We start from the raw sequence: 25722 nt of genomic DNA on the forward strand, positions 1-25722 counted from the left end.
TGTCCGGGACGCGCCTTTGTGCAACAGAGTGTAACGCGGCGCCCGACCGCTACTCTGTCATGCCCTTGGCGGTGGCGATGGCCTCCCGGACGCTGACGCCCTTGCGCAGGATGTTGTCCACCGCCCGTCCCTGCACCAGCTTGATGCCGGCCTTGTGGGCGTAGACCAGGCTCGACACCGTGTCGCAGCGGGCCAGGATGAACTTGCAACGGTCCTGCTCGGCGATCCGGTCGAAGAAGTACTTCTCGAAGGTCGGGTCCATCTCCAGCATGTCGGGGGACCAGAAGATCTTCGCGTAATTGGCGTTCAGATACTCCAGGTCGAAGTTGGTGACCCAGAAGGGGTTCAAACCGTCCACCGCGATCTGATAGCGGCGGTCCTGCGCGAACTCGACCACCTCGTTGAACAGGGACAGATTCTCGATCAGGTCGCCCTTGCCGACCTCCAGCACTACCTGTCCGCGGAAATCGATGGGCAGCCGCTCGTCGAACTTCACGAAGCCGGTGGAAATGACGGTGGAGAGGTTGATGTTGATGCCGATCCGCCGTCCCCGCATGAAGGACAGCCCGTGGTTCAGCGCCCGCAGCACCGACTGGTCCAAGTTCGCCGTGAAATAGTTGAACAGCCACTTATTCGCGGTGATGTCGTAATCGGGGCAGAGGCGTTCCTGCAACAGCTTGATCGAGATGTAGAGCTCGAAATACTCCATCTCATCCTCGACCTCGCCGCTGATGTTGCAGATGGCTTGGTTGAAGAGGAAGGGTGAGAGGTCGAACATCTGCATGGAGCGTTCGAGCTTGCCGAGCTCCTCCAGGGTGATCGGGGGTTTTGTCTCGGCCGATCCGCCGCCGGACTCGCCGCGCTGCAACTCTTCGATGAAGCGGATGACGTTGATGAAATTCAACGCCAATTCCATGATCGAGTAGAGCGAGTATTCCTTATAGGGGTTGGCTCCGACCAGCGTCGTCTTGGACAGGAAGACCTGTTCGACCTTCTGGCACACCTCGGTGACGCCGGACAGCTTCAGGCCCTTGTAGAGGACGATCACGTCGCCATTGGAGATGTTGAAGGATTGCAGGTACGAGGCCTTGCTCCCCAGCTCCTGGATGATCGTGCGGACGATCATCTGGCTGGCCGGGTCCTTGTCCTTCAACAGCGACAGGTGCATGTGGATGAGCCGCATGCCCTGCAGCTCCGCCTTGGCGGAACGCAGCAGGTTCAGCAGCTTGTCGTTGTCGAACTCCGGCTTGCTGTCCTTGGCGGCAGCGACCGCGGCCTGCTTCTCCATGGTCGAGAGCCGGACCCGGTCCCTTCCAATCGGTGGCTTGCCACGAAAGCTGCTCATTCCTTCAGTCCCCCAGCCGGGCTTCACGCCTTTGCCGCTTCGGGCGAGACGACCCCGCTCCGGCCGCTGTCATGCCCCCGGAAGGCAAGGACGGCTCTGCGACTCTGATGTTAACGGCATGTTTCTTTAAAAATGCCTTAATGCGTAATTAATGTTGAAATGCTGATGTGAAATGAAGCGATTCGACGGATTCGCTGGTTCACTCGTCCGTGTCTACGACCGTTGGCACCACGCGGACCCGACGATCAACGATTGCAAGCGCGATCCGTCCGTGTTTGAGCGCGAGCGCATCCTTTCCGAACATTTCGCGCCGCCAGCCGTGAAGCGCCGGCACCGGCGCCTCGTCGTCGGCCGCGATCGCTTCCAGGTCGGCGGCGGACGCCACCAGCCGGCTGGCCACGTGGTTGTCGTCACACGTCATCTTCAGCAACACGCGCAGCAGCTCGACGATCGGTTGCAGGCCGGGGGGCGGTTCCTCCCTGGCCTGGAACTTGGGCAGTTCCGCATCCGGAACGTCCAGACCCCGCTGCACGGCGGCCAGCACGTCGGCGCCCTGCCAGCCGTCGGCGAAGCTGCGCCCCATGCCGCGGGTGCGGGCGAGGTCCTCCACCGACAGGGGCGCGTGGGCGGCGATCTCCAGCAACGCTTCGTCCCGCAGCACCCGGTTGCGGGGCTGGTCCCGGCGCTGCGCCTCGCGCTCGCGCCACGCCGCCACCTCCTTGAGGATCGCCATGAAGCGTGGCTTGGCCGAGCGCGCCTTCAACCGCAACCAGGCGCTGTCCGGATCCACCAGATAGGTGGCGGGGTCCGTCAGCACCGCCATCTCCTCCTCCAGCCAGGGCTCCCGTCCCGTCCGTTGGAGCCGCCGTCGCAACTTTTCATAGGTTGGCCGGAGGTGGATCACGTCCGAAAGCGCGTAGGTGAGCTGCCGGTCGGTCAACGGCCGATGCGACCAGTCGGTGAAACGGCTGGACTTGTCGATGCGCGCGTTGGTCAGCTTGGTGACCAGGGTCTCGTAGCCGACGCTGTCGCCGAAGCCGCAGACCATGGCCGCCACCTGGGTGTCGAACAGCGGGTGCGGCACCGCGCCGGACAGATGGTGGAAGATCTCCACATCCTGGCGGGCGGCGTGGAAGACCTTCAGGATCGACGGGTCGTTCATCACCTCGAACAGCGGCGACAGGTCCATCCCGTCGGCCAGCGGGTCGATCGCGACCGCACCCTTGGGCCCGGCAACCTGCACGAGGCAGAGCTGCGGCCAATAGGTCTTCTCGCGCAGGAATTCCGTATCGACGGCGATGTAGTCGGCTCCGGCCAGGCTGCGGCAGAAGGCGGCGAGGGTGTCGGTCGAGGTGATCAGAGTCATTCCGGCTTCTTACACGAGCACGGGCCCGCGGGGAAGGCGCCGCGCGCGGCGCTCATCGCTCCGGCGGTGTCCAGCCGCGCAGCGTCAGCGCGTTCGTCACCACGCTGACGCTCGACAGCGCCATCGCGGCACCGGCCAGCACCGGGCTCAGATAGCCCAGCGCCGCGAGCGGGATGCCGATGACGTTGTAGGCGAAGGCCCAGAACAGCCCCTGCCGGATCTTGGCGTAGGTCCGGCGCGACACGTCCACGGCGGCGGCGACCAGCCGCGGGTCGCCGCGCATCAGCGTCACGCCCGCCGTGTGCATCGCCACGTCGGTGCCGGTCGCCATGGCGATCCCGACATCGGCGGCGGCCAGGGCCGGCGCGTCGTTGATGCCGTCGCCGACCATGGCGACCAGCTTGCCCTCCCGCCTCAGGGTGGCGACCACCTCGGCCTTGTCGGCCGGTAGCACCTCAGCGAAGACGCGGTCGATCCCGAGGTCCTTGGCGACCGCATCGGCGGCCCCCCGGCTGTCGCCGGTGACCATCACGGCGTCGATGCCCAGGGCGCGCAGCCCGACGATGGCGGCACGGGCGCTGTCCTTCACCGTGTCACCGAAGGCGATCAGCCCCAGCGCCCGCGGCTCCGCGCCGGTTTCGGCGAGCCAGGACACGGTGCGCCCGGCACCCTCCAGTTCCGCGGCGCGCGTCTCCAGCGCCGGGTCGGACGGGGAACCGGCGGGGAGCATGCGGCGGGCGCCGAGGAGCACCGGGCGCCCGTCCACCCTGCCGGAGACACCATGTCCGGGCACCGCCCGGAACCCCTCCAGGGTGCCCGTCGCGATGCCGTCCGCCACCGCCCGCTCGCGCACCGCCCGCGCCAGCGGGTGCTCGCTGCCTTGCTGGAGCGTGGCGGCGAGGCGCAGCACCTCCGCCTCCGTGCCTGCTGCTGCGGCGGTGGCGATGGCGGCGACGCGCGGCTTGCCCTCCGTCAAGGTGCCGGTCTTGTCGAAGGCGACGGCGGTCACGGCGTGCGCCCGTTCCAGCGCCTCGGCGTCCTTGATCAGGATGCCGTGACGGGCGGCTGCCCCGGTGCCGACCATGATGGCGGTGGGGGTGGCGAGGCCCAGTGCGCAGGGGCAGGCGATGACCAGCACCGACACGGCGGTGATCACCGACGCCTCCAGCCCCGCCCCGGCCAGCCACCAGCCGGCGAAGGTGGCGAGCGCGATCACCAGCACCACCGGCACGAAGACGGCGCTGACCTTATCGACAGTGCGCTGGATGGGCGCCTTGGATGCCTGCGCCCCCTCCACCAGCCGGACGATCTTCGCCAGCATGGTTTCGGCACCCACGGCGGTGGTCTCCACCGCGAGCAGCCCGTCCACATCGATCGAACCGCCGGTGACCCGTGCCCCCGGCGCCTTTTCCACCGGCAGCGGTTCGCCGGTCAGCATGCTTTCGTCCACGCTGCCCGTGCCGTCCACCACCACGCCGTCCACCGGGATTCGCTCGCCGGGGCGCACGACGACGACGTCGCCCGTTCGCACACGGTCGATGGGCACCTCCAGCTCACCGCCGTCGCGGCGCAGCCTCGCGGTGTCCGGCCTCAACCCCATCAGCGCGCGAATGGCTGCGGCGGTCTGCCCCTTGGCCCGTCCCTCCAGCCATTTGCCGAGCAGAACGAAGGTGATCAGCACCGCCGACGCCTCGAAATAGAGATGCGGCATGCCGTGGCCGTGGTCGGTCAGCAGGGTGTAGACGCTGAGGCTCCAGGCGGCGCTGGTGCCGAGCGCCACCAGCAGGTCCATGTTGCCGGCACCGGCACGCACCGCCTTCCAGCCCGCCCGGTAGAAGCGCCAGCCCAGCCAGAACTGCACCGGCGTTGCCAGCGCGAACTGCGCCCAGCCCGGCAGCATCAGGCCGAGGCCGAGCAGGTCGCCCACCATGCCCAGCACCAGCGGTGCCGACAGCGCGGCGCCGATCAGCACATGCGTCAACTCGCGCCGGCCGCGCGCCGCGCCCTCATCGGCGGGGGTAACGGTCTGGTCCGCAAGGATCGGGCTGGCGTGGAATCCGGCGCTCTCCACCACCTCCACCAGCACCGGCGCGTCGATGGCGTGGCCGGTGACATGGGCGCGCTCGGTGGCGAGGTTGACCGCGGCGTCGGTCACGCCGGGCACCCGCTTCAACGCCTTCTCCACGCGGCCGACACAGGATGCGCAGGTCATCCCCTCCACCCGCAGGTCGACCTCCACCGTTTCCGGTTCGAAGCCGGTGGCGGATATTGCCTCGACCACCGCGGCGGTGTCGGGCACCGGTCCGGTGAAGGCGACGCGCGCCCGTTCGGAGGCGAGGTTGACGGACACGTCGGTCACACCGGCAACCCGGCGGATCGCCTTCTCCACCCGCCCGACGCAGGAGGCGCAGGTCATCCCGCCGATGCCGATGTCGATCTCGGATGCGGGCGAAGCGGGCGTGGCGGCGGTGTTCCGTGCAGCGGTGGCGGCCATGGTCGGCTCCCGTGGTTCCAGGCTGCCGCAACAGATGGGCCTTCCAGTCAAGGGAAGGTCAAGGGGTGATCGTCGCGCGGAACCGGGGTCACCGCGAGCTGTTCTCCGCGGGCCGTGGAGCCGAGGGGGAACGCATGTTCGCCGGATTCCGTCTGGAGACGATTGAGCTGCCGGAGGCCAGCCTGCGGGTGCGCCATGGCGGGGCCGGCCCGCCGCTGTTGCTGTTGCACGGTCATCCGCGTACCCACGCCACCTGGCACCGGGTGGCGCCCCGCCTCGCCGCGTCGCACACCGTCGTCTGTCCGGACCTGCGCGGCTTCGGCCAGTCTTCCAAGCCAGCCGACACGCCGGACCACGCCGGGTCATCCAAGCGGGCGAAGGCGCGCGACTGCGTGGCGCTGATGTGCGCTCTCGGCTTCGCGCGCTTCGCGGTCGCGGGGCACGACCGCGGTGCCTACACAGCCTTCCGCACCGCCATGGACCATCCGGAGATCGTCAGTCGCCTCGCCGTGCTCGACGCCGTACCCATCGGCGATGCGCTCGCCCGCTGCGACGCCGGATTCGCGCGGGCGTGGTGGCACTGGTTCTTCTACGCCCAGCCGGACAAGCCGGAACGGGCCATCCTGGCTGATCCGGACGCGTGGTACGGCGGCACGGCCGACGCGATGGGGGAGGAGGCCTACCGCGACTACCGGGCCGCGATCCACGATCCGGCGACCGTCCACGGGATGATGGAGGATTACCGCGCCGGCCTCGGCATCGACCGGGCGCACGACGAGGCCGACCGCCGTGCCGGACGGCGGTTGGCCTGTCCGGTGCTGGCCCTGTGGTCGCTCGGCGATGATCTGCCCGATCTCTACGGCGATGTGCTGGCGGTGTGGCGGCCGTGGGCGCCGAATCTGCGCGGCCACGGGCTGCCCTGCGGCCACCACATGGCGGAGGAGGCGCCGGAGGCGCTGGCGGACGCGCTGCGGGCCTTCCTCGCGGAGGAGCGGTCGTAACCGCTCGGAGCCCGCCGACGGAGGCGCTTGCGCACCCTTCATCCTTCTTGAAACGCCGAGGCTGCGGCGCTTGGTCTTGCCGCCCATCGGCGCCGATCCCACCGTGACATGGTATCGTTACCCTTGTAAAGTCGTGCAACCGGACGAGGAACAACCCGGCAGACGAGCGGAACGGCCATGACGAGCGCAGGAAGCCGGTCCAGAACCCCGCAGGCCAACGCGGACGCCGACGGCACCAATTCGTCCGTGACCATGCGCGATGTGGCGCGGCTGGCCGGGGTGGGGACGATCACGGTGTCCCGCGCGCTCCAGCACCCCGACCGGGTGACGGCGGAGACGCGCCGCAAGATCGACGAGGCCATCGCGGCGCTCGGCTATGTCCCGAACCTCGCGGCGGGCACGCTGCGGTCGAGCAAGAGCCGCATCATCGTGGCGATCGTGCCGACCATGTCGAACTCGATCTTCGCCGAAACGCTGCAGGCGATGTCGGACGTGCTGCGCCCGGCCGGCTTCCACCTGCTGATCGGCCACACCGGCTATTCGGCAGCGGAGGAGGAGGCGCTGGTCGCCGCCTTCCTGGCCCGCCGTCCGGACGGCGTGATCCTGACCGGCTACACCCACACGCCGCGCACGGTGGAACTGCTGAGGCGCGCGCGCATCCCCGTCATCGAGATGTGGAACATCGGGCCGGATCCGATCGACACCATCATCGGCATGTCCAGCTACGACGCTTCGCTGGCGATGACGCGTTATCTGATCCGCAAGGGGTATCGCCGGATCGGCTACATCGGCGGCCTGTTGCAGGACAACGACCGCACCGCGCAGCGGGAGGCCGGCTTCCGCGCCGGGCTGGAGGAGGCCGGGCGCCCCTTCGACCCGTTGATGATCGTGCGGGCACCCTTCGAGTTCGAAAGCGGCGGCACGGCACTGGGCGACCTGCTGAACCGCATGCCGGATGCGGACGCGGTGTTCGCAGCCTCGGACATCCTGGCGGTCGGCGTGCTGCTGGAATGCCTCGGCCGCGGCATCGCGGTGCCGGGCCGGTTGGCGGTGGCCGGCTTCGACGATGCCGGCATCTCCAGCCGCATGACGCCCCCGCTGACCACCATCCGCGTCCCGCGCCGCGCCATCGGCCGGACCATCGCGGAACGCATGCTCGCCCGCCTCGCCGGGCGGCCGACCGGCGAGCGCATCGTCGATTTGGGCTTCGAGCTGATCGAGCGCGCCAGCGCGTGACCGGCCGCGGCTAACGCGCGCGGTTCTGCGTCTGGAAGCGCCCGGCCAGGCGGTAGCGGGTGCCGGGGTGGATCAGGCGGGCCTGGGTGACGGGCAGGGTGCCGGCCCAGGTGGTGCGCAAGACCTGGAGGCAGGGTTCGGCACCATCCAGCTCCAGCAGGCGGAGGGTGTCGGCGTCGGGGGCGATGGCTTCGATCACGTGCTCCACGTCGGTCGCCGGGACGATGGCGCTCAGATACTCGTTGGGCGTGCCCTTCGTGAAATCCTGCTCCAGATAGTGCGGGGCGGCGGCAGGGCTGACGAAGCGGTCCTCGACCTGCACCGGCACGCCGTTCTCCCGGTGGACGCAGAGGGAGTGGAAGACCGGCTCGCCGTCGCCGAGGTCGAGGGCCGCCGCGACGTCGGGGGCGGCGGGCTCGGCCCGCAAGGCGTGCAGGTCGCAGGCGTGCTCGTGGCCGCGGCCGCGGATCTCGTCGGCGATGTTGCGCAGCTCCAGCAGCGCCGATTGCGGCTTGGCCGGCGCCACGAAGGTGCCGACACCCTGGAGGCGGACCAGCAGCCCCTCCTCCGTCAGTTCCCGCAGCGCCCGGTGGACCGTCATGCGCGACACGCCGAGGTCGCGCACCAGCTCGTTCTCCGACGGGATGCGCTGCTCCCGCGGCCAGTCGCCGGACAGGACCCGGCCGGCGATCAGGCGCTTGATGCGCAGGTAGAGCGGGGCAGGGCCGGAGGCGGCGGCGTCCGGCATGGTCAGCGTCATGGATCAGGCCACGGGTCGGCCGGCCTTCACAACGCCGGCGCAGGGGTTCGGACCGATCCGGTAGGACAGTTCGGCCGGGCGGTCAATGTCCCACAGCGCGAAGTCCGCCGCCTTGCCCGGCTCCAAGGTGCCGTGGCTCTCCTGGAGCCCCAGAGCGCGCGCGGCGTTGCGGGTGGCCCCGGCCAGCGCCTCCTCCGGCGTCAGGCGGAACAGCACGCAGGCCATGTTCAGCACCGTCAGCAAGGAGGAGATCGGCGAGGTGCCGGGGTTGCAGTCGGTGGACACGGCGATCGGCACGCCGTAACGGCGCAGCGCGTCGATGGGTGGCAGTTTCGTCTCGCGCAGGCAGTAGAAGGCGCCGGGCAGCAGCATCGCCACCGTGCCGGCCTCCGCCATCGCCTTGACCCCGTCCTCCGACAGATACTCGAGATGGTCGGCCGACAGTGCGCCGAAGCGGGCGGCCAGCGCCGCGCCGCCGAGGTCGCTGAGCTGCTCGGCGTGCAGCTTCACCGGCAGGCCATGGCGGCTTGCGGCCTGGAACACGCGCTCGGTCTGGGCGGGGGTGAAGCCGATCCCCTCGCAGAAGGCGTCCACCGCATCGGCCAGCCCGGCCTCCGCCGCGGCGGGCAGGATGCGGTGGCAGACCTCGTCGATGTAGGCGTCGGGGCGGCCCTGATACTCCGGCGGCACGGCGTGGGCGGCGAGCAGCGTGGTGCGCACGGTGACCGGGCGCCGCTCCTCCAGCCGGCGGGCGGCGCGCAGCATCTTGAGTTCGTTGTCGAGATCCAGGCCGTAGCCCGACTTCACCTCCACCACCGTCACCCCCTCCGCGCACAGGGCGGCGAGGCGGCGGTCGGCGCTGGCGACCAGCTCCTCCTCCGTCGCGGCGCGGGTGGCGGTCACGGTGGAGCGGATGCCGCCGCCGGCCCGCGCGATCTCCTCGTAGGAGGCGCCGTTCAGCCGCAGCTCGAACTCGTGCGCGCGGTCGCCGCCGTACACGAGGTGGGTGTGCGCGTCGATCAGGCCGGGGGTGATCCAGCGGCCCCCGGCGTCGTGCACCGCGTGGGCCAGCGTCTCCGGCGCGCCGGGAAGCTCCGACACCCGGCCGGTCCAGGCGATGCGGTCGCCCGCGACCGCAATGGCGGCTGGGTCGTCGGCCGTGCCGATGGCGCCGTAGGGGGCTCCCCCCGTGGTCATCGTCGCCAGCCGGGCACCGGTCCAGATCGCATCCCACATGAGCGGTGTCCCTTCCTCCCGCCTGTGCGGGCTCACTTGTCTAGGGATGTCTATATGATAGCGTGCCGGTATGATAGCGAGACCGGCCCGTCCAGGGAACCGAGCCGCAGGAGGACCGCGCCCGATGACCGCATTCTTCGCCGAAACCGCCTGGCTGCCCGGCGGCTGGGCCCGTGACGTCCGGCTGGAGGTGGACGGGGGCGGGACGCTGACGGCCGTTACCCCCGGCGGCGACCCGGCGGGGGCGGAGCGGCTGCGCGGGCCGGTGATCCCCGGCATGCCCAACCTGCACAGCCACGCCTTCCAGCGCGCCATGGCCGGGCTGACGGAGCGGGCGGGCGGCGGCGACAGCTTCTGGACCTGGCGGTCGGTGATGTACGGCTTCCTCGACCGGCTGGGTCCGGAGGAGCTGGAGGCGGTGGCGACCCAGCTCTACATCGAGATGCTGAAGGCGGGCTACACCGCGGTGGCGGAATTCCATTACGTCCACCACGACCCGGCTGGTGCCGCCTACGCCGACCCGGCGGAGCTGTCACTGCGTGTGGTGGCAGCGGCGCGGCGGGCGGGCATCCGGCTGACGCACCTGCCGGTGCTCTACGCCCATTCCGGCTTTGGCGGCGCCGACCCGACCCCCGGCCAGCGCCGCTTCATCAACGGTGTCGACGGGCTGATGCGCATCTGGGACCGGGTGGCCGCGGCGGGCGCCGGCGACCCGCGGCTGCGGTTCGGCCTCGCCCCGCACAGCCTGCGCGCCGTCACGCCGGAGGAGCTGGCCGACGCCGTGGCGGCGCTCGATGCGCGCGACCCGACGGCCCCCGTCCACATCCACATCGCCGAGCAGGTGAAGGAGGTGGAGGATTGCGTCGCCTGGAGCGGCCGTCGCCCGGTGGAATGGCTGCTCGACCACGCGAACCTGTCGGCGCGCTGGTGCCTCGTGCACGCCACCCACCTGACCGACTCGGAGACGCGGCGGCTGGCGGCGAGCGGCGCCATCGCCGGGCTGTGCCCGACGACGGAGGCCAACCTGGGCGACGGAATCTTCCCGGCGGTGGATTATTTGGCGGCCGGTGGGCGGTTCGGCGTCGGGTCCGACAGCCACGTGTCGGTCAGCCCGGTGGAGGAGCTGCGCCTGCTGGAGTATGGGCAGAGGTTGGTGCACCGGTCGCGGGCGGCGCTCGGCGATCCGGCGGCGCCGTCGGTGGGCGAGCGGCTGTGGCGGCTGGCGGCGGATGGCGGTGCCGCGGCGCTCGGCATCCGGGCGGGGCGGCTGGAGGCGGGGTGCCGCGCCGATCTGGTGGTGCTGGACCCGGACAGCCCGGTGCTCGGCGGGCGGCCGGCGGACCGGATGCTGGATTCGCTGGTCTTCGCCGGCAACGTGCCGGCGGTGCGCGACGTGACGGTGGGTGGCGCCTGGGTGGTGCGCGACGGCCGCCACGCGGCGGAGGAGGCGGGGCTGGCCGCCTGCACTGCGGCGGTCCGGCGGCTGACGGCATGACGGCACCCCGCCTGCTCGGCCCGGCGGACCACCGCCGGGTGCCCTGGCGCAACGGCCGTGGCATGACGACGGAAATCGCGCAGGCGGAGGACGGGAACGGCGGCTTTCTCTGGCGCTTCAGCCTCGCCGCGGTGACCGAGGACGGCCCCTTCTCCGCCTTTCCCGGCATCGACCGGGTGATCGCGGTCGCGGAGGGGGAGGGCATGGAGCTCACCATCGACGGCGCGGCTCCGGTGGCGGTGCCGCGGGCAGGCCCGGGGCTGGCCTTCTCCGGTGATGCCACGGTGGGGTGCACCCTGAGCGCCGGCCCGGTGAAGGCCGCCAATCTGATGGTGGAGCGGGGAGCGGGGGCGGGCGGGCTGTTCGCCCTGCTCCCCGACGGCGCGTGGGACGGCGGGGGTGACGCCGTGATCGTGCACGCGCTGGCCGGGACGCTGGCGGTGCGGATGGCCGACGGCACCGGATTCGACGTCTTGGCGGGCGGCACGGCGCTGCTGGGGAACGGGTCGGTGCGGGTCTTTGCCGGTGTGCGGGATCGCGGGCTGTGCGCGGCGGTGCGACTGATCCCTTCGAGGTAGGCCGACACCGACGCACCCGGATGGATCAAACCGCCGCCGAACGCGTTCCTGGTACACAAACGATCACGGAGGGCCGCATGGCAACCCACGAAGCGCCCGTCAAAACCCCCACGGCCGCCCGCCAGGGAAGCCGCGAAGGCGTGGTGCGCTACGTACTGGGAATTTCCCTCGCCCTGGTTATCGCGGCGATGGTGATCGCTTATCTGATCTTCTGACGGAGCCGACGCACCGTCACGGCGGCAACAACCCACAGGGACTCTCATGTCGTTCGAACCGAAGACCTTGACCAGCCACGACCCCGACCTGCAGGCCGCGCTGGACGCGCTGGGTCCGGCGTTCCGCCGGTCGGTCGAGGAAGCCAGCCGCAAGGCGCCGGCGCGTGTCGTCGAGCGGCGCGGTCGCGGCGCGCCGGTCGTCGTCCGCACCGGGCGCCGCCAAGCCGCCATGCACGCGCGCTGAACCGCGGCGTTTCGTCTCCGGCAAAAAAATGCCGGGGGCTTGGACTGCCAAATCCGTCCGATGGCCCTACCTGACCTGGGCGAGTTTCGACCGGATCGGATCATGTCAGTCCCAACACCCGCCACCACCGCGCCCGTGGGCGCCGCACCGCACCCCGTCCCGGCACGCCGCATCGGCGTGCTGCTGCTGAACCTCGGCACGCCGGAAGGCACCGACTACTGGTCGATGCGCCGGTATCTGTCGGAGTTCCTGTCGGATCGTCGGGTGATCGAGGTGCCGCGGGCCATCTGGCTGCCGTTGCTGCAGGGCGTGATCCTCACCACGCGCCCGTCGAGGAGCGGCAAGGCCTACGCCACCATTTGGAACAAGGAGCGGAACGAAAGCCCGCTGAAGACCATCAGCCGCGCCCAGGGCGAAGCGGTGGCGGCGGCACTGGCCGCGCGCTATGGCGACCGCTTGGTCGTCGATTGGGCGATGCGATACGGGTTGCCGGCCACGGCGGACGCGATCCAGCGGCTGAAGGACGCCGGCTGCGACCGGATCCTGCTGTTCCCGCTCTACCCGCAATATTGCGCGGCGACGACGGCCACCGCCTGCGACGAGGCGTTCCGCAAGCTGATGACCATGCGTTGGCAGCCGGCGGTGCGGACGGTGCCGACCTACCACGACGATCCCGCCTACATCGACGCCCTCGCGCGGTTGGTGGAGCGCCACCTGTCCACACTCGATTTCGAGCCGGACCTACTGCTGGCCAGCTTCCATGGCCTGCCGCAGAGCTATCTGGAGAAGGGCGACCCCTACCACTGCTACTGCGTGAAGACGGCGCGGCTGCTGCGCGAGCGGCTGGGATGGCCGGAGACGCGGCTGCGCCACACCTTCCAATCCCGCTTCGGCCGCGCGGAGTGGGTCAAGCCCTACACCGACGAGACGGTCAAGGCTTTGCCGGCGCAGGGAATCAAGAAGCTGGCGGTGATTTCACCGGGTTTCGCCGCCGATTGCGTGGAAACGCTGGAGGAGGTGGACGGCCAAATCCGCGAGCTGTTCCTGGAGCATGGCGGGGAGAAGTTCGCCTACATCCCCTGCCTGAACGCCGATCCCGACCACATCGCGCTGCTGACCGGCATCATCGAACGCGAACTGTCTGGCTGGCTTCCGCCATCCGCTGCGGCCGACGCGGCACCGTCCCCGCTGGATGCGACGGTCGGGTGACGCTGAAAGCCGATGCGCTACGCGCCGGATTTCGCCATCTCGTCCTCGACCAGCGCGGTCACATCGTCCTGGCAGGCACCGCAGGGCTCGACCTTGAAATGGGCGTAGACGGCGTCGGCGTCGGCCAGGGATTTGTCGGTGACGGCTTTGCGGATCCGCTTCTCGGTGAGGTCGTAGCACTGGCAGACGGACATGGCGCGGCTCCTTCCGTGGGGTCAGCAATGGGCGGGAGTGGATGCGGCGAGAGCGGGGGAGGCGGGGACCTCCGGCGCGTCCAGGGTGGCGGCGAAGCTGCCGAGATGGCCGGCGATGTCGGTCAGCAGCGACTGCGCGAAGCGGAGGTTCTCGCCGTCGAGAAAGCGCCTCAAAGCGTGGCGGCACCCGTCATGATCCCCGGACGCGGCGTTCTCCAACGCACCGACGAAGGCGCGCTCCTCCACCGTGATGCGCCGGCAGGCCACCGGGCGCAGGGCGATGTCGCAATGGGCGTGCTCGGCCAGAACGGTCATCAGCCCGTCCAACGCCATCAGCAGCTCCATGCCCGCCCGCCGTTCCAACCGGGCGCCGAGGGGCTGCATCTTCGTCCACCAGTTCTCGCGGTCGAAATGCCAGAGTCGCATCGCCACGACCAGGGCGCGGGTGGCGGGGGTTAGAACCAGGCTGTCGGACATCGCTCGGCATCCCGCGTCGTTTCGGGGAAAGAAGGCGCGCCGGACGGTGCGCTGATCCCTTTATTGCGAATAAGTCGCAGTTGCACGATGTGGCCCGATGTCGCAGCGTGCGTGCGTGCGGAACCGGCCGGCGCGCCGCCATTGAAGCGCAGGCGTGGCGGGATTATATTGTTCTTATGCAACTGAACGCCGCCACATACGCGCCGGTCGTGCCGAAACCCCAGCCGTTGGTGACCCCGACGGTGCAGGCGGCGATCGCACCCGCGGTGGTGGCGGCCCAGCAGACCGCGACCCAGACACGGACCCAGACTCTCCAGGCGCCGCAGGCTCCGGGACGGGCGGAAAACGGGCGCTCGGCGCAGACCGGCACCAACACGCCGCAACAGGCCGACACGCTGGCCGGGGCCGTGACCGCACGCACCAACGGTGTCGGCTACGGCCAACCGCGCCGGGGCATGCGGCTGGACGTCAGCGTCTGAGCGGCCGGAGCCGGCGCATCAGGGCTGCGCCGCGGCGGGATGGTCGCCTTTCGCCACCTCGGCGGCGCTTTGGGCGCGCGGAACGCAATAGAGGCCGTGCAGCGTCGTCATGATCGTCTGCGCCTCGTCGCCCTTCAGCGAATAGAAGATGTTCTGGGCGCTGCGGCGGGTGCGCACCAGGCCGTCGCGGCGCAATCGCGCCAGATGCTGCGACAGGGCCGACTGGCTGAGGCCGACGACCTCCTCCAGTTCGCCGACCGACCGCTCGCCCAGAGCCAGCTGGCAGAGGATGAGCAGCCGCCGCTCGTTCGCCATGGCCTTGAGCAGGGCGCTTGCCCGACGAGCGTTCGCCTGCAGGTCCTCGATCTTCATCACCAACGTGCCGTCCCTCGTCGCACCGCCGAACCGGTTCCGGATCGGAATTTCTGTTCGTACACTGTACTCTGTAGACACACAACTGAGTTCGGCCTGCGACCCGTGCTTGTTCCGGTTGCCCGCGGACCATACGATCCACCCTGGAGCAGGGGTTCCCACGGGAGATGTGATCAATGGCACGCCACCAGCTCGATGCAAAGGGGCTTCGATGCCCATTGCCGGTACTTCGGGCACAAAAGATTCTGAAGGGACTCGCACCCGGCGACGTGCTGGAGGTTCAGGCCACGGACCCCGGCGCGCCAAAGGACTTCACCACCTTCTGCACCGCGACGGGCAACCGGTTGCTGTCGAACACCGAGGATGCCGGCGTGTTTCGCATCGATATCGAAAAGAGGGTGTGACGTTTGGGGTCTGTCATGGATCTGTACTTTGCCGTGCGTTCCGGGGAAGATCGGTTCCGGGAAACGACCTGGCACAAACCATAACGACACAAAGCCATGCAGACCGCGCTCTTCACGCACACCGCCTGTCTCGACCACGACACCGGCCTCGGCCACCCGGAATGTTCGGACCGGCTCCGCGCTGTCCTGGCCGCCCTGGAGTCGGAGGATTTCTTCCTTCTCGACCGCTTCGAGGCGCCGCCCGCCACCGTCGAGCAGCTCGCCCGCGCCCACCCGCGCGACCACATCGACCGGGTGCTGGCCATGGTGCCGGCGCATGGCCATGCCGGAGTCGACGCCGACACCGTGCTGTCACCCGGATCGGGGGAGGCGGCGCTGCGTGCGGCCGGGGCCGTGGTGGCGGCGGTGGACGCGGTGGCCACAGGGCAGGCCCGCAACGCCTTCTGCGCCGTGCGCCCGCCGGGGCACCACGCCGAGCGCGAGCGCGCCATGGGCTTCTGCCTGTTCAACAACGCCGCCGTCGGCGCCTATCACGCCCGTGCGGCGCATGGGTTGCAGAGGGTGGCGGTGATGGATTTCGACGTCCACCACGGCAACGGCACGCAGGACATCTTCCAGCACGATCCGGACCTGCTCTACTGCTCCACGCATCAGGCGCCGCTCTATCCCGGCACCGGCGACCCGGCCGAGAAGGGGGAATACGGCAACTGCGTGAACGCCACCCTGCCGGCGATGGCCGGCAGCCCGGAGTTCCGCCACGCCATGGCGCACACGATCCTGCCGGCCATCGATCACTTCAAGCCGGATCTGATCATCATCTCGGCCGGCTTCGACGCCCATTCGCGCGACCCGCTCGCCGGGCTGCATCTGATCGACGACGATTTCGTCTGGGCCACGCGCAAGCTGGGCGAACTCGCCCGCACCCATTGCGGGGCGCGCATCGTGTCGGTGCTGGAAGGCGGCTACAATCTCCGCGCCCTTGCCTCGGCCTGTGCGGCGCATGTGCGCGAACTGATGGCGGCCTGACGGACAGGTGGCGCGGGCGGCGGCCGGCCGAACGTGTTAGGTCGCCGCGCCGCAACCGCGGAGCTTGCCGGTCCCGGATGGCGCGGCTAAGGTCGACGGACCGTTCACCGCATCGCCATCATGACCGACATCGCATCCATTCCCCCCGACATCGCCGCCCTGAGCTTTGAAGACGCGCTCGCCGAGCTGGAGCGGATCGTCCGCCAGCTCGAGGAGGGGCGCGGCAAGCTCGACGAGGCCATCTCCTCCTACGAGCGCGGCACCGCACTGAAGCGGCATTGCGAAGCCAAGCTGCGCGAGGCCCAGGCCAAGGTCGACCGCATCACCGTGTCCGCCGACGGCGGCATCGGCACGGAGCCGGCGCGGCTCGACTGACCCATCCCTTCCCGGCGGCCGCCGGCGATCCTCGCAACACCTGACAAGGCTCCGTCCGCGAGCCGGATTGACGGAACAACGAACGTGGCAACCGACCTCAAGACCGCGATGGCCGAGACGGCCGACCTCGTCGAGCGCGAAATCGACCGTCTGATCGCCCCCAGCGATCTGGCCGAGGGCAAGCTGATCGACGCCATGCGCTACGGCAGCCTGGGCGGCGGCAAGCGCCTGCGGCCCTTCCTGGTGATGAGCTCGGCCGACCTGTTCGGCGTCAACCCCTCCTGCTCCGTGCGGGTGGCGGCGGCGGTGGAGCTGGTGCACTGCTACTCGCTGATCCACGACGACCTGCCGGCGATGGACGACGGCATGCTGCGCCGCGGCCGGCCCACCGTGCACCGCCAGTTCGACGAGGCGACCGCCATTCTGGCCGGCGACGGCCTGCTGACCTTCGCCTTCGAGATCCTGGCCGAGCCGGACACGCACGAGGATCCGAACGTGCGCTGCCAACTCGTCACGGCGCTCGCCAAGGCGGCCGGGCCGCACGGCATGGTGGGCGGGCAGATGCTCGACCTGATCGCCGAGCACGAGACCTTCGACCTCGGCACCACCACGCGGCTCCAGCGCATGAAGACCGGCGACATGATCGCCGTCTCGGCGGAGGCCGGCGGCATTCTGGGCAAGGGGGCGCCGGCCCAGCGCCACGCGCTGCGTGCCTACGCCCACGACCTCGGTCTCGCCTTCCAGATCGTCGATGATCTTCTGGATGTGGAAGGGACGGAGCAGGAGACGGGCAAGACGGTGGGACGGGACGCGGCGGCGGGCAAGGCCACCTTCGTGTCGATCCTGGGCCGCGACCGCGCCCGCATCCAGGCGGAGACGCTGGCCGCCCAGGCCAAGGCCCACCTGGACATCTTCGACGGCCGCGCCGATATGCTGAAGGCCGTCGCGGATTTCGTGGTCGCGCGGCGCGCGTGAAACAGGGGAGACCGGACAGAGTGACCTCGCCCAGCAAGACCCCCCTCCTCGACCGTGTCAGGGATCCCGCCGACCTGCGCCGCCTGAAACCGGAGCAGCTCCGTCAGTTCGCCGACGAGCTGCGCACCGAGACGATCGACGCGGTGTCGGTGACCGGCGGTCACCTGGGGGCCGGGCTCGGAGTCGTCGAGCTGACGGTCGCCCTGCATTATGTGTTCGACACCCCCGACGACCGGCTGATCTGGGACGTCGGGCACCAGTGCTACCCCCACAAGATCCTGACCGGGCGCCGTGACCGCATCCGCACGCTGCGCATGGGTGGCGGCCTGTCCGGCTTCACCAAGCGGTCGGAGAGCGAGTACGACCCGTTCGGCGCCGGGCACAGCTCCACCTCCATCTCGGCCGGGCTCGGCATGGCGGTGGCGCGCGAACTCCAGGGCCGGCGGTCCAACGTCGTCGCGGTGATCGGCGACGGTGCCATGAGCGCCGGTATGGCGTACGAGGCGATGAACAACGCCGGATCGATGAACACCCGGCTGGTGGTCATCCTCAACGACAACGACATGTCGATCGCCCCGCCGGTGGGCGCCATGAGCGCCTATCTGTCGCGGCTGATCTCGTCCAAGCCCTATCTCAGCCTGCGCCATCTGGCCAAGGACATCGCCGAGCAGCTTCCGCGCCCGTTGCGCACCGCCGCCCGCCGGGCGGAGGAGTACGCCCGCGGCCTCGTCACAGGCGGCACGCTGTTCGAGGAGCTGGGCTTCTACTATGTCGGCCCGATCGACGGCCACAACCTCGACCATTTGCTGCCGGTGCTCCAGAACGTCCGTGACGCGGAGGAGGACAAGCCCGTCCTGATCCACGTCGTGACCAAGAAGGGCAAGGGTTACAGCTTCGCGGAAGCGTCCGACGACAAGCTGCACGCGGTGGCGAAATTCGATGTGGTCACCGGCGCCCAGGCCAAGCCGAAGTCGAACGTCCCCACCTACACCCGCGTCTTCGCCGATGCCCTGAGCAAGGAGGCGGAGGTGGACCAGCGCATCGTCGCCGTCACTGCCGCCATGCCGTCGGGCACCGGGCTGGACCTGTTCGCGAAGCGCTTCCCCGACCGCTGCTTCGACGTGGGCATCGCCGAGCAGCACGCGGTGACTTTCGCGGCAGGCATGGCATCGGAGGGATACAAGCCCTTCTGCGCGATCTACTCGACCTTCCTCCAGCGTGCCTACGATCAGGTCGTGCACGATGTGGTGATCCAGAAGCTGCCGGTGCGCTTCGCCCTCGACCGGGCCGGGCTGGTGGGGGCGGACGGCGCCACCCACGCCGGATCCTTCGACATCGCCTATCTCGGCTGTCTGCCGGGCATCGTGCTGATGGCCGCGGCCGACGAGGTGGAACTGACGCACATGGTGGCGACCCAGGCCGCCATCGACGACCGGCCGAGCGCCTTGCGCTACCCGCGCGGGGAGGGGGTCGGGCTCGACTTGCCGGAGCGTGGTCAGGTGCTGGAGATCGGCAAGGGCCGCATCGTCCAGGAGGGCACGACCGTCGCGTTGCTCAGCTACGGCACACGTCTGTCGGAATGCCGCAAGGCGGCGCAGGAGCTGGCGGTCCGCGGCTTCTCCACCACCGTCGCCGACGCCCGCTTCGCCAAGCCGCTGGACGAGGAGCTGGTGGGCCGCCTGGCGCGCGAGCATGCGGTGCTGATCACCATCGAGGAAGGCTCCGTCGGCGGCTTCGGCAGCTTCGTCCTGCATCATCTGGCGGGTGCCGGGCTGCTGGACCGCGGGCTGAAGATCCGCAGCATGGTGCTGCCGGACATCCTTCAGGACCATGACACCCCGGCCAAGCAGTATGAACTGGCCGGGCTGACCGCCCGCCACATCGTGGAGACGGCGCTGGGTGCGCTCGGGACGGATATCGCGGCGAGCGGCGTCCGCGCCTGATCCGTCGCCATCCGCCGCAACGAAGGCCATGCCTCACAAGGGCATGGCCTTTTCTTTTTTCACCATCCAACAACCCGATGTCCGAAAGGGTTATTACGAATTGCCGGTGGGTGGTGAGAGTTGTTTAGTAGATGAAGCATCTCGTTTCGACTACGGTTGTATAAAGGACTGGCGGAGCCCGGTCCGCCACCACGGACCCCGCCGATGTTCGCAACCGCTGTCAGGACCGTTGATGATGATGGCGTCATGGACATCGTAACCGACGGGAACTGCGTCGCGCCGACGGCGGATGTGGACGAGGAGCTGACGAATCCCGCCATCTTCGCCGACATCGTCGAGTGGTCACCGGTCGCGACGGCTGTGGTGGAAGGCGCGGATCACCGTCTGGTCTTTGCCAATCGCGCCTTTCGCGCGCTGGCACCGGGTCACCAGCCGCTGCACCGGGGTGACGCCCTGGCGGGTCTCCAGAATGTGGGACTGCCGGGGGTCGGCTGGCTCGATGAGGTCCATCGGACGGGTGAGCCGCGTCGGCACCGCCATGTATCCGGTGCGCGCGACGGGTTCCGCGTGTGGTCGGTGGAGTGCCGGCCGGTCACGGACCGCGAGGGCCGGGTCACCGCTATCGTCATCACGGCCGATGACGTGACCGGCAAGGAGGAGGGGCGCAAGGCCCTTCTCGATACCCTGGCGGAGAAGGACGCGCTGCTGCGCGAGGTCAACCATCGCGCCAAGAACAGCCTGCAACTCGTTTCCAGCCTGCTGACGCTGCAGGGAATGACCGCCGCCGACGCCGATCTGCGGCGCAAGTTCCAGGACGCGTGCGCGCGCATCGCGACCGTGGCGCAGGTGCACCACCGGCTGTACCAGACGGGCCAGTACCACCAGGTGGCCTTCGGCAGCTATCTGCACGACCTGGCCGCCGACCTCGCCCGCAGCTTGGCACCGGGCAACGGGGGCTGCACCGTCCGCGTCGAGGCGACCGAGGCGACCTTGCCCACCGACCATGTGATCCCACTGGCGCTGGTGGTCAACGAGCTGGTCAGCAACGCCATGAAACACGCCTATGGCCCCGGCGGGGCTGGCGATGTGCTGGTGTGTTTCGAGCCCTTGCCCGGTGGCGGGCACCGCTTGACCGTCGCCGACGACGGTCGCGGGTTGCCCGAGGGCTTCCAGCTCGGTCGCGGTGACACTCTGGGCATGAAGATGGTGCGGGCGCTGTCCGCCCAGGTGAAGGCTCGGCTTACCGTTGCTCCGAACGCCCCCGGCACGCGCTTCGTCATCGACATCCCCGCTTGACCCTTGCCCGGAGCGCCGCGCCGCGCCATCCATAGACGGCATGGTGCGGGAGCGGTCGGTATGGCGCGGATCAGGGTGGATGTGGCGCTGGTGGAGCGCGGGCTGGTGGAGAGCCGGGCGAAGGCGCAGGCGCTGATCCTGGCCGGGCTGGTCCACTCCGATACGCGGCGCATCGACAAGGCGGGCGATCTGATCGCAGCGGACGCGCCGCTGAGCGTGAAGGGGCAGGACCATCCCTGGGTGTCGCGCGGCGGCCTGAAGCTGGACAAGGGGCTGGAGCATTTCGGGATCGACGCCGCTGGCGTCACGGCGCTGGACGTCGGCGCCTCCACCGGCGGCTTCACCGATGTGCTGCTGAGTCGCGGGGCTGCCAGGGTCTATGCGGTCGATGTGGGGCACGGACAGCTTGCCTGGAAGCTGCGCCAGGACAGCCGCGTCGTGGTGCTGGAGCGCACCAACGCCCGCCATCTGACCATCGCCGAGGTGCCCGAGCCGGTGAACCTCGTCGTCTGCGACGCCAGCTTCATCGGGCTGGAGACGGTGCTCCCGGCAGCGCTGGCGCTCACCGCGCCGGGTGCCGGGTTGGTCGCCCTGATCAAGCCGCAGTTCGAGGTGGGCAAGGGCCGCGTCGGCAAAGGCGGCGTCGTCCGCGACCCCGCCCTGCACGAGGAGGTTTGCGCCCGCATCCGCGGCTGGCTGGAGTCGCTGCCCGGCTGGCGCGTGCTCGGCATCACCGACAGCCCGATCCTGGGGCCGGAGGGGAACCGGGAGTTCCTGATCGGCGCCCGGCGGGAGGGGTGAGGATCCCCATCCTCACCGCAAGCCGGTCGGCGTCATCACCATGCGCGGTTCGGCGTTGAGGGCGGCCAGCAGGGGGCGGGCCATGTCCGCCAGCGGCTTGAGGGCGGCCAGGGTGCGGGCGCCCTGGATCAGCTCGCCGCGGCCAGACGCCAGATCCAGCAGCTCGTCCAGCGTGGACTTCGGGGGCGGGAAAGGTGTCAGGGTCACCGGCGCGTCGGGCGCCAGCTTGGCCAGTTCGCGGGCTATGGCGATGGCGCGTTCCTGGTCGCCCAGCTCGTCCACCAGCCCGAGGCGCAGGGCCTGGGTGCCCGTCCACACCCGGCCGCGGGCGGCGTCGTGCACCTGCTCCGGGCTGAGGCGCCGGGCCTCGGCCACCTTGTCGAGGAAAGCTTTGTAGGAGGCGTCGATCAGTGCGTTCAGCCGCTCCTCGTGGCTCTCGTTGAAGGGGCGGGCCGGTGACCACATGCCGGCGTTGCGGCCGACCTCCACCACGCCCCAATTGACACCCAGACGCTGGGAGAGTGCCGCACCCGAAACCTTGCCGGCGACCACCCCGATGGAGCCGGTGAAGGTGGCCGGGGAGGCCAGGATGCGGTCGGCGTTCATGGCGATCCAATAGCCGCCCGACGCGGCGGTGTCCCCCATCGAAACCACCACCGGCTTGCCGGCTTCCCGCAGCTTGACCACGGCGCGGCGGATCGATTCGGACGCGGCGACGGAGCCGCCGCCGCTGTCGATGCGCAGGATCGCGGCCACCACCGTCGGATCCTCGGCTGCTTCCTCCAGCGCGCCGACCAGTCGTTCGGCCGTGGCGTTCAGCGGATCCAGCGCCTCGCGCTCGTCGCTGCCGCGGGTGATGGTGCCGACGGCGTGGATCAGCGCGATGGTGGGCCCCTCCGCGTGCACCGGCCCGGCGATGGCGAGATAGTCGAGCAGGTCCACCAGCTCCGCCCCGCCGGAGCGGCGCACCGCCTCCGCCACCGCCTCGTCGCGGTAGCCGATGCGGTCGATCAGACGGGCGGCCAGCGCCTCGCCGTCCATCAGGGGTGCGCGGTCGATCAGCCCGCGCACCTCCGCGACCGCCATGCGGCGGCTGCGCGCCACGGCGTCGGCGATCTGGCCCGTCAAGTCGCCGATCAGCGACTCCATCATCTCCCGGTGGGCGGGGGTGAAGTCGCTGCGCGTCAGCATCTCGGCGAAGCTCTTGTACTCCTCCCGCTGCTCGAACTGCGGGCGGACGCCCAACTCGTCCAGGGCCGTGCGCAGGAACGGGATCTGCGCCGACAGACCGGTCAGACTGACGATCCCCAGCGGCTGCAGCCACACCTCGTCGAAGGCGCTGGCCAGCATGTAGGAGCGGTTGCCGGCACCGCTCTCCCCGAAGCTGTCGGCGTAGGCGATGGCGAAGCGGCCGGTGGCGCGGAAGCGGTCGATGGCCGTGCGGATTTCCTGCGCCTGGGCGAAGCCCATGGTGTCGCCGCCGAATCGGGCGACCAGCCCCTTGACCCGCGGATCGGTCCGCCCGCGCTCGACCGCGTCGAGCACGTCGCGGAGGGTGGCGTCGCTGTGGCCGATCAGCGAATCCAGCCCGCCGCCGGCCGCCTCCACCATCGGCCGTTCGAAATCCAGTTCCAGCACGATGGTGTCGGGCAAGGACGGTTCGCTGCGCCAGTAGAGCCAGACCCCGGTAACGACGCCGGCGACGATGAGAAAGCCGATCAGAGCAAACAGGCGGACCAGGAAGGTGAACATCCGGGCGGGCTTTCGGTTGTGGATCCGTCAGCGGTCGAGCGCGTGGTACTCCGGGTTCGGGATCATGTCCACCGCGGTCGCCACCCGATTCGACATGTTGTAGAAGCCGGCGACGTCGGCGATGTCGAAGATCTCCTCCTCGCCGAATCCCGCGTCGCGCAGCGCGTTGCGGTCGTCGTCACCGACCGATGACGGGGCGGTGGTGAGCTTCCACGCGAAATCGAGCATGGCGCGATGCCGCGCCTCCAGCGGCGCCACTCGGTAATTCATCACCAGCATCTCGCCCAGCTGCGGATCTCCGGACAATTTGCGCACCGCCTGCCCATGCGCCACGAGGCAGTAGTAGCAGCGGTTGGCGGAGGAGACGACGACCGCGATCATCTCCCGCTCCAGCTTCGACAGCTTGCTCTCGCCCAGCATCAGCTCGTTGTAGAACTGGATGAAGGTGGCCAGTTTCTTTGGCCGCAGGCTGTAGGCGCGCAGCACATTGGGAACCATTCCCAGCTTTTCCGTGCATTTGGCGAAGTAGGCTTGCGCCTGGTCGTCCAACTCCGACGGGTCCGGAACGGGCAGGGCCATGATGTGGTCGGGCTGCGGCACGGGTGGTCTCCTCCGGCTGTATCGTTGCCGGGGAGGGTAGCCGGCCGACGCGCCGCGGGCCAGTGCTCCTTCCGGGCATGGCGGCCACCGTTGCCTGTGCACACGAAGCTTTGTGCTCGCAAATCGGCGTCCGCCGTGCCACAGATGGATTGTGCTTTGGTAACAATCGACCCCTGTCATGAACGAACCGGCTGGACGGAGCGCGCTGAAGCTCGACCTTCTGTCCGTCCTGATCGTCGAGGACGGAACCTTCATCCGCAACGTGCTGACCGGCGTGTTGCGGACGCTGGGCGTGGGGCAGGTGTATGGCGCCGGAAGCGGGGTGGAGGCGGTGCGCTTCCTGGAGGAGCGCCGGGCCGCCCTGCCGCGGGGAACGGCCCCGGTGGACCTGCTGATCACCGATCTCGTGATGCCGGATGTGGACGGGCTGATGCTGCTGCGCTGGATCCGTTCCAGCCCGCGTTCGCCCGACAAGTTCCTGCCCGTGCTGATGCTGTCCGGTGCCGCCGATCGGCATTATGTGGAGCAGGCGCGCGATCTGGGGGCGACCGACTTCATCGCCAAGCCCTTCTCCGCCCGCACGGTCGGTGCCCGCCTGATGCAGGCGTTGGCGCGGCCGCGCCGATTCGTGCTCTGCAACGGCTATTTCGGACCGGACCGGCGGCGCACGGTCAAGCCCGTGCAGATGGACTGCCGCATGACCACCCCGGAAGAGGTGCTGGTCGTTCACAGCCAGTCCAAGGCGGTGGGGATCGACCGTTACCCGGTCGTCATTTTCGACCTGCCGAACCGCCTGGGCGCCAAGGTGGGAATCGCGCCCAAGGGGCCGGTGCCGAGCCTGCCGGAGGATGTGCTGGCCGCGGCGGAGGCGGAAATCCAGGAGCGGGCCGGCGACTACGCGGTGTGGATCAGCGAGGAGGTGGAGACGCTGATCCGCCGCATCGACCGGCTGCCGCAGGAGCCGGAGCAGGTTCCCGCCATCATGGGCATGATCCATCGTGCGGCGCACGAGATGCGCGGGCAGGGCGGAATCTTCGGCTATCCGCTGATCACCCACGTCGCGAAATCACTGTACGAGGCGACCTCCGGCGAGTTCCCGGTGATCACCAGCAACGAGCACCGGCTGTTCAAGGCGCACGCCGACGCTATCCGGGCGGTGATGAACGGCCGCATCAGCGGCGACGGCGGGGCCACGGGCCAGCAGCTTCTGGCCTCGTTGGAGGTGGCGAAGAAGAAGTACGCCAAGGCCGGCGGCTGATCAGATCTTCTCGTTCCACGGGACGCCGGCCTCCTCGCGGAGCTGCTCGGTGCGCTCGACCGCCGCGGTGAAGCCGGCCAATGGAAAGCTGATGGTGGCCTTCCTGCCGGTGCCCGGATCGATCCCGACGGCCGACACCTTGACGGCGGCCTTCATCGCCTCCGCCAACTGGCGGTTCACCTTCGGGTTCGCCACGGCGCAGGTGTTGGGCTCGAACGCGAAGGGGGTGCAGGGGAATTCCGGGCGGAACAGGTCGTTGTCGATCCAGATGCGGATCGGCTTCTGCACGGACAGCACCGCCGGATCCAGACGGAAGCGCAGCCCATCCAGCCAACGGTCGGAGGAGCGCAACCACACCAGCCGCGAGTCGCGGTTGGAGCCGGTGCCGAAGCGCGTCGCGATCTCGCACTCCACGCGCCGGGGCGACGGCCAGACCTGGCAGTACAGCTTCCAGTCCTTGTACGTCTCGCTGTACTCCTGCGGGGGTTCCAGGACGTTCTGCGTACGCCCCGGTATCTGCGCCGCGGCGGAGGCGGCGAGCGCCAGTCCGGCCATCCCGATCGTCCCCGCTGCCCAACCCCGCAGAGCCAT

27 protein-coding genes are annotated in these 25722 nt (G+C 69.6%); 16 read left to right on the top strand and 11 right to left on the bottom strand.

Translation table 11 applies throughout. The features are described from left to right. Positions 1-49 precede the first annotated feature (49 nt). The 3 genes from HL658_RS01560 to HL658_RS01570 form a co-directional block, all read right to left on the bottom strand. A complete protein-coding gene (locus HL658_RS01560) occupies positions 50-1345 on the bottom strand; it encodes an EAL domain-containing protein (RefSeq protein ID WP_180280130.1) in 1296 nt (431 codons plus the stop codon). Between the two features lie 199 nt (positions 1346-1544). After that, complete coding sequence (gene rnd / locus HL658_RS01565; protein ID WP_180280131.1) at positions 1545-2711, bottom strand: ribonuclease D; 1167 nt, start codon at positions 2709-2711, stop codon at positions 1545-1547. A gap of 52 nt (positions 2712-2763) precedes the next feature. Beyond that, positions 2764-5205, bottom strand: coding sequence for a heavy metal translocating P-type ATPase (locus HL658_RS01570; protein ID WP_180280132.1), 2442 nt, complete (start codon positions 5203-5205; stop codon positions 2764-2766). 134 nt (positions 5206-5339) lie between these two features. On the opposite strand from HL658_RS01570, the gene HL658_RS01575 reads away from it, so the two are divergent. Both HL658_RS01575 and HL658_RS01580 read left to right on the top strand, forming a co-directional pair. After that, a complete protein-coding gene (locus tag HL658_RS01575) occupies positions 5340-6206 on the top strand; it encodes an alpha/beta fold hydrolase (protein WP_180280133.1) in 867 nt (288 codons plus the stop codon). Between the two features lie 177 nt (positions 6207-6383). Continuing rightward, entirely contained in the window at positions 6384-7442 is a 1059-nt protein-coding gene (locus tag HL658_RS01580; RefSeq protein ID WP_180280134.1) for a LacI family DNA-binding transcriptional regulator, read from the top strand. A gap of 10 nt (positions 7443-7452) precedes the next feature. Here HL658_RS01580 and hutC read toward each other — a convergent pair whose 3' ends face one another. Together hutC and hutI are read right to left on the bottom strand one after the other, a co-directional pair. Next, positions 7453-8202, bottom strand: a complete 750-nt coding sequence (gene hutC / locus HL658_RS01585; RefSeq protein ID WP_180280135.1) for a histidine utilization transcriptional repressor HutC — start codon at positions 8200-8202, stop codon at positions 7453-7455. A gap of 3 nt (positions 8203-8205) precedes the next feature. Beyond that, positions 8206-9438 carry an imidazolonepropionase gene (gene hutI, locus HL658_RS01590; protein WP_180280136.1) on the bottom strand — a complete coding sequence of 411 codons (1233 nt, stop codon included), beginning with the start codon at positions 9436-9438 and terminating at the stop codon, positions 8206-8208. A 124-nt stretch (positions 9439-9562) separates the two neighbouring features. On the opposite strand from hutI, the gene HL658_RS01595 reads away from it, so the two are divergent. The 5 genes from HL658_RS01595 to hemH all read left to right on the top strand — a co-directional run bounded on the left by HL658_RS01595 (position 9563) and on the right by hemH (position 13179). Continuing rightward, a complete protein-coding gene (locus tag HL658_RS01595; protein ID WP_180280137.1) occupies positions 9563-10933 on the top strand; it encodes a formimidoylglutamate deiminase in 1371 nt (456 codons plus the stop codon). Further along, on the top strand, positions 10930-11511 hold the full coding sequence (locus tag HL658_RS01600; protein WP_180280138.1) for a HutD/Ves family protein: 582 nt from the start codon (positions 10930-10932) through the stop codon (positions 11509-11511). Before HL658_RS01595 ends, HL658_RS01600 begins: the two co-directional genes overlap by 4 nt. A gap of 77 nt (positions 11512-11588) precedes the next feature. After that, entirely contained in the window at positions 11589-11726 is a 138-nt protein-coding gene (locus tag HL658_RS01605) for a hypothetical protein (RefSeq protein ID WP_180280139.1), read from the top strand. A gap of 46 nt (positions 11727-11772) precedes the next feature. Further along, complete coding sequence (locus HL658_RS01610; RefSeq protein ID WP_180280140.1) at positions 11773-11970, top strand: hypothetical protein; 198 nt, start codon at positions 11773-11775, stop codon at positions 11968-11970. A gap of 102 nt (positions 11971-12072) precedes the next feature. Next, positions 12073-13179, top strand: coding sequence for a ferrochelatase (gene hemH / locus HL658_RS01615; RefSeq protein WP_180280141.1), 1107 nt, complete (start codon positions 12073-12075; stop codon positions 13177-13179). Positions 13180-13196: 17 nt separating this feature from the next. Here hemH and HL658_RS01620 read toward each other — a convergent pair whose 3' ends face one another. Further along, positions 13197-13373, bottom strand: coding sequence for a (2Fe-2S)-binding protein (locus HL658_RS01620; RefSeq protein WP_180280142.1), 177 nt, complete (start codon positions 13371-13373; stop codon positions 13197-13199). A 21-nt stretch (positions 13374-13394) separates the two neighbouring features. Then, entirely contained in the window at positions 13395-13850 is a 456-nt protein-coding gene (locus HL658_RS01625) for a hypothetical protein (protein WP_180280143.1), read from the bottom strand. A 176-nt stretch (positions 13851-14026) separates the two neighbouring features. On the opposite strand from HL658_RS01625, the gene HL658_RS01630 reads away from it, so the two are divergent. After that, on the top strand, positions 14027-14329 hold the full coding sequence (locus tag HL658_RS01630; RefSeq protein WP_196242052.1) for a hypothetical protein: 303 nt from the start codon (positions 14027-14029) through the stop codon (positions 14327-14329). Between the two features lie 18 nt (positions 14330-14347). On the opposite strand, the gene HL658_RS01635 is transcribed toward HL658_RS01630, so the two are convergent. Beyond that, positions 14348-14701: an ArsR/SmtB family transcription factor gene (locus tag HL658_RS01635; RefSeq protein WP_180280783.1), complete on the bottom strand. Its 354-nt coding sequence runs from the start codon at positions 14699-14701 to the stop codon at positions 14348-14350. 176 nt (positions 14702-14877) lie between these two features. Here HL658_RS01635 and HL658_RS01640 point away from each other — a divergent pair, with 176 nt between their 5' ends. From HL658_RS01640 to HL658_RS01670, 7 genes are all read left to right on the top strand, one after another. After that, complete coding sequence (locus HL658_RS01640) at positions 14878-15105, top strand: sulfurtransferase TusA family protein (RefSeq protein WP_180280144.1); 228 nt, start codon at positions 14878-14880, stop codon at positions 15103-15105. A gap of 96 nt (positions 15106-15201) precedes the next feature. Continuing rightward, complete coding sequence (locus HL658_RS01645; RefSeq protein ID WP_180280145.1) at positions 15202-16131, top strand: histone deacetylase family protein; 930 nt, start codon at positions 15202-15204, stop codon at positions 16129-16131. A 120-nt stretch (positions 16132-16251) separates the two neighbouring features. Continuing rightward, positions 16252-16506 carry an exodeoxyribonuclease VII small subunit gene (locus tag HL658_RS01650; protein WP_180280146.1) on the top strand — a complete coding sequence of 85 codons (255 nt, stop codon included), beginning with the start codon at positions 16252-16254 and terminating at the stop codon, positions 16504-16506. Between the two features lie 108 nt (positions 16507-16614). Further along, positions 16615-17481: a polyprenyl synthetase family protein gene (locus HL658_RS01655; protein WP_180280785.1), complete on the top strand. Its 867-nt coding sequence runs from the start codon at positions 16615-16617 to the stop codon at positions 17479-17481. Between the two features lie 20 nt (positions 17482-17501). After that, positions 17502-19424, top strand: coding sequence for a 1-deoxy-D-xylulose-5-phosphate synthase (gene dxs, locus HL658_RS01660; RefSeq protein ID WP_180280147.1), 1923 nt, complete (start codon positions 17502-17504; stop codon positions 19422-19424). 246 nt (positions 19425-19670) lie between these two features. Beyond that, entirely contained in the window at positions 19671-20720 is a 1050-nt protein-coding gene (locus HL658_RS01665; protein WP_180280148.1) for a sensor histidine kinase, read from the top strand. A 60-nt stretch (positions 20721-20780) separates the two neighbouring features. After that, positions 20781-21521, top strand: a complete 741-nt coding sequence (locus tag HL658_RS01670) for a TlyA family RNA methyltransferase (protein WP_180280149.1) — start codon at positions 20781-20783, stop codon at positions 21519-21521. Positions 21522-21533: 12 nt separating this feature from the next. Here HL658_RS01670 and sppA read toward each other — a convergent pair whose 3' ends face one another. After that, positions 21534-23273, bottom strand: coding sequence for a signal peptide peptidase SppA (gene sppA, locus HL658_RS01675; RefSeq protein ID WP_180280150.1), 1740 nt, complete (start codon positions 23271-23273; stop codon positions 21534-21536). Positions 23274-23300: 27 nt separating this feature from the next. Then, positions 23301-23873 carry a peroxidase-related enzyme gene (locus HL658_RS01680; RefSeq protein ID WP_180280151.1) on the bottom strand — a complete coding sequence of 191 codons (573 nt, stop codon included), beginning with the start codon at positions 23871-23873 and terminating at the stop codon, positions 23301-23303. A gap of 178 nt (positions 23874-24051) precedes the next feature. On the opposite strand from HL658_RS01680, the gene HL658_RS01685 reads away from it, so the two are divergent. Next, the gene (locus HL658_RS01685; RefSeq protein ID WP_180280152.1) at positions 24052-25131 is read left to right on the top strand and encodes a response regulator; all 1080 of its coding nucleotides are present in this window, start codon (positions 24052-24054) and stop codon (positions 25129-25131) included. Here HL658_RS01685 and HL658_RS01690 read toward each other — a convergent pair whose 3' ends face one another. After that, the gene (locus HL658_RS01690; RefSeq protein WP_180280153.1) at positions 25132-25722 is read right to left on the bottom strand and encodes an invasion associated locus B family protein; all 591 of its coding nucleotides are present in this window, start codon (positions 25720-25722) and stop codon (positions 25132-25134) included.

The organism is Azospirillum oleiclasticum, assembly GCF_013423485.1.
In the GTDB taxonomy this organism is placed as follows: Bacteria; Pseudomonadota; Alphaproteobacteria; order Azospirillales; family Azospirillaceae; genus Azospirillum; species Azospirillum oleiclasticum.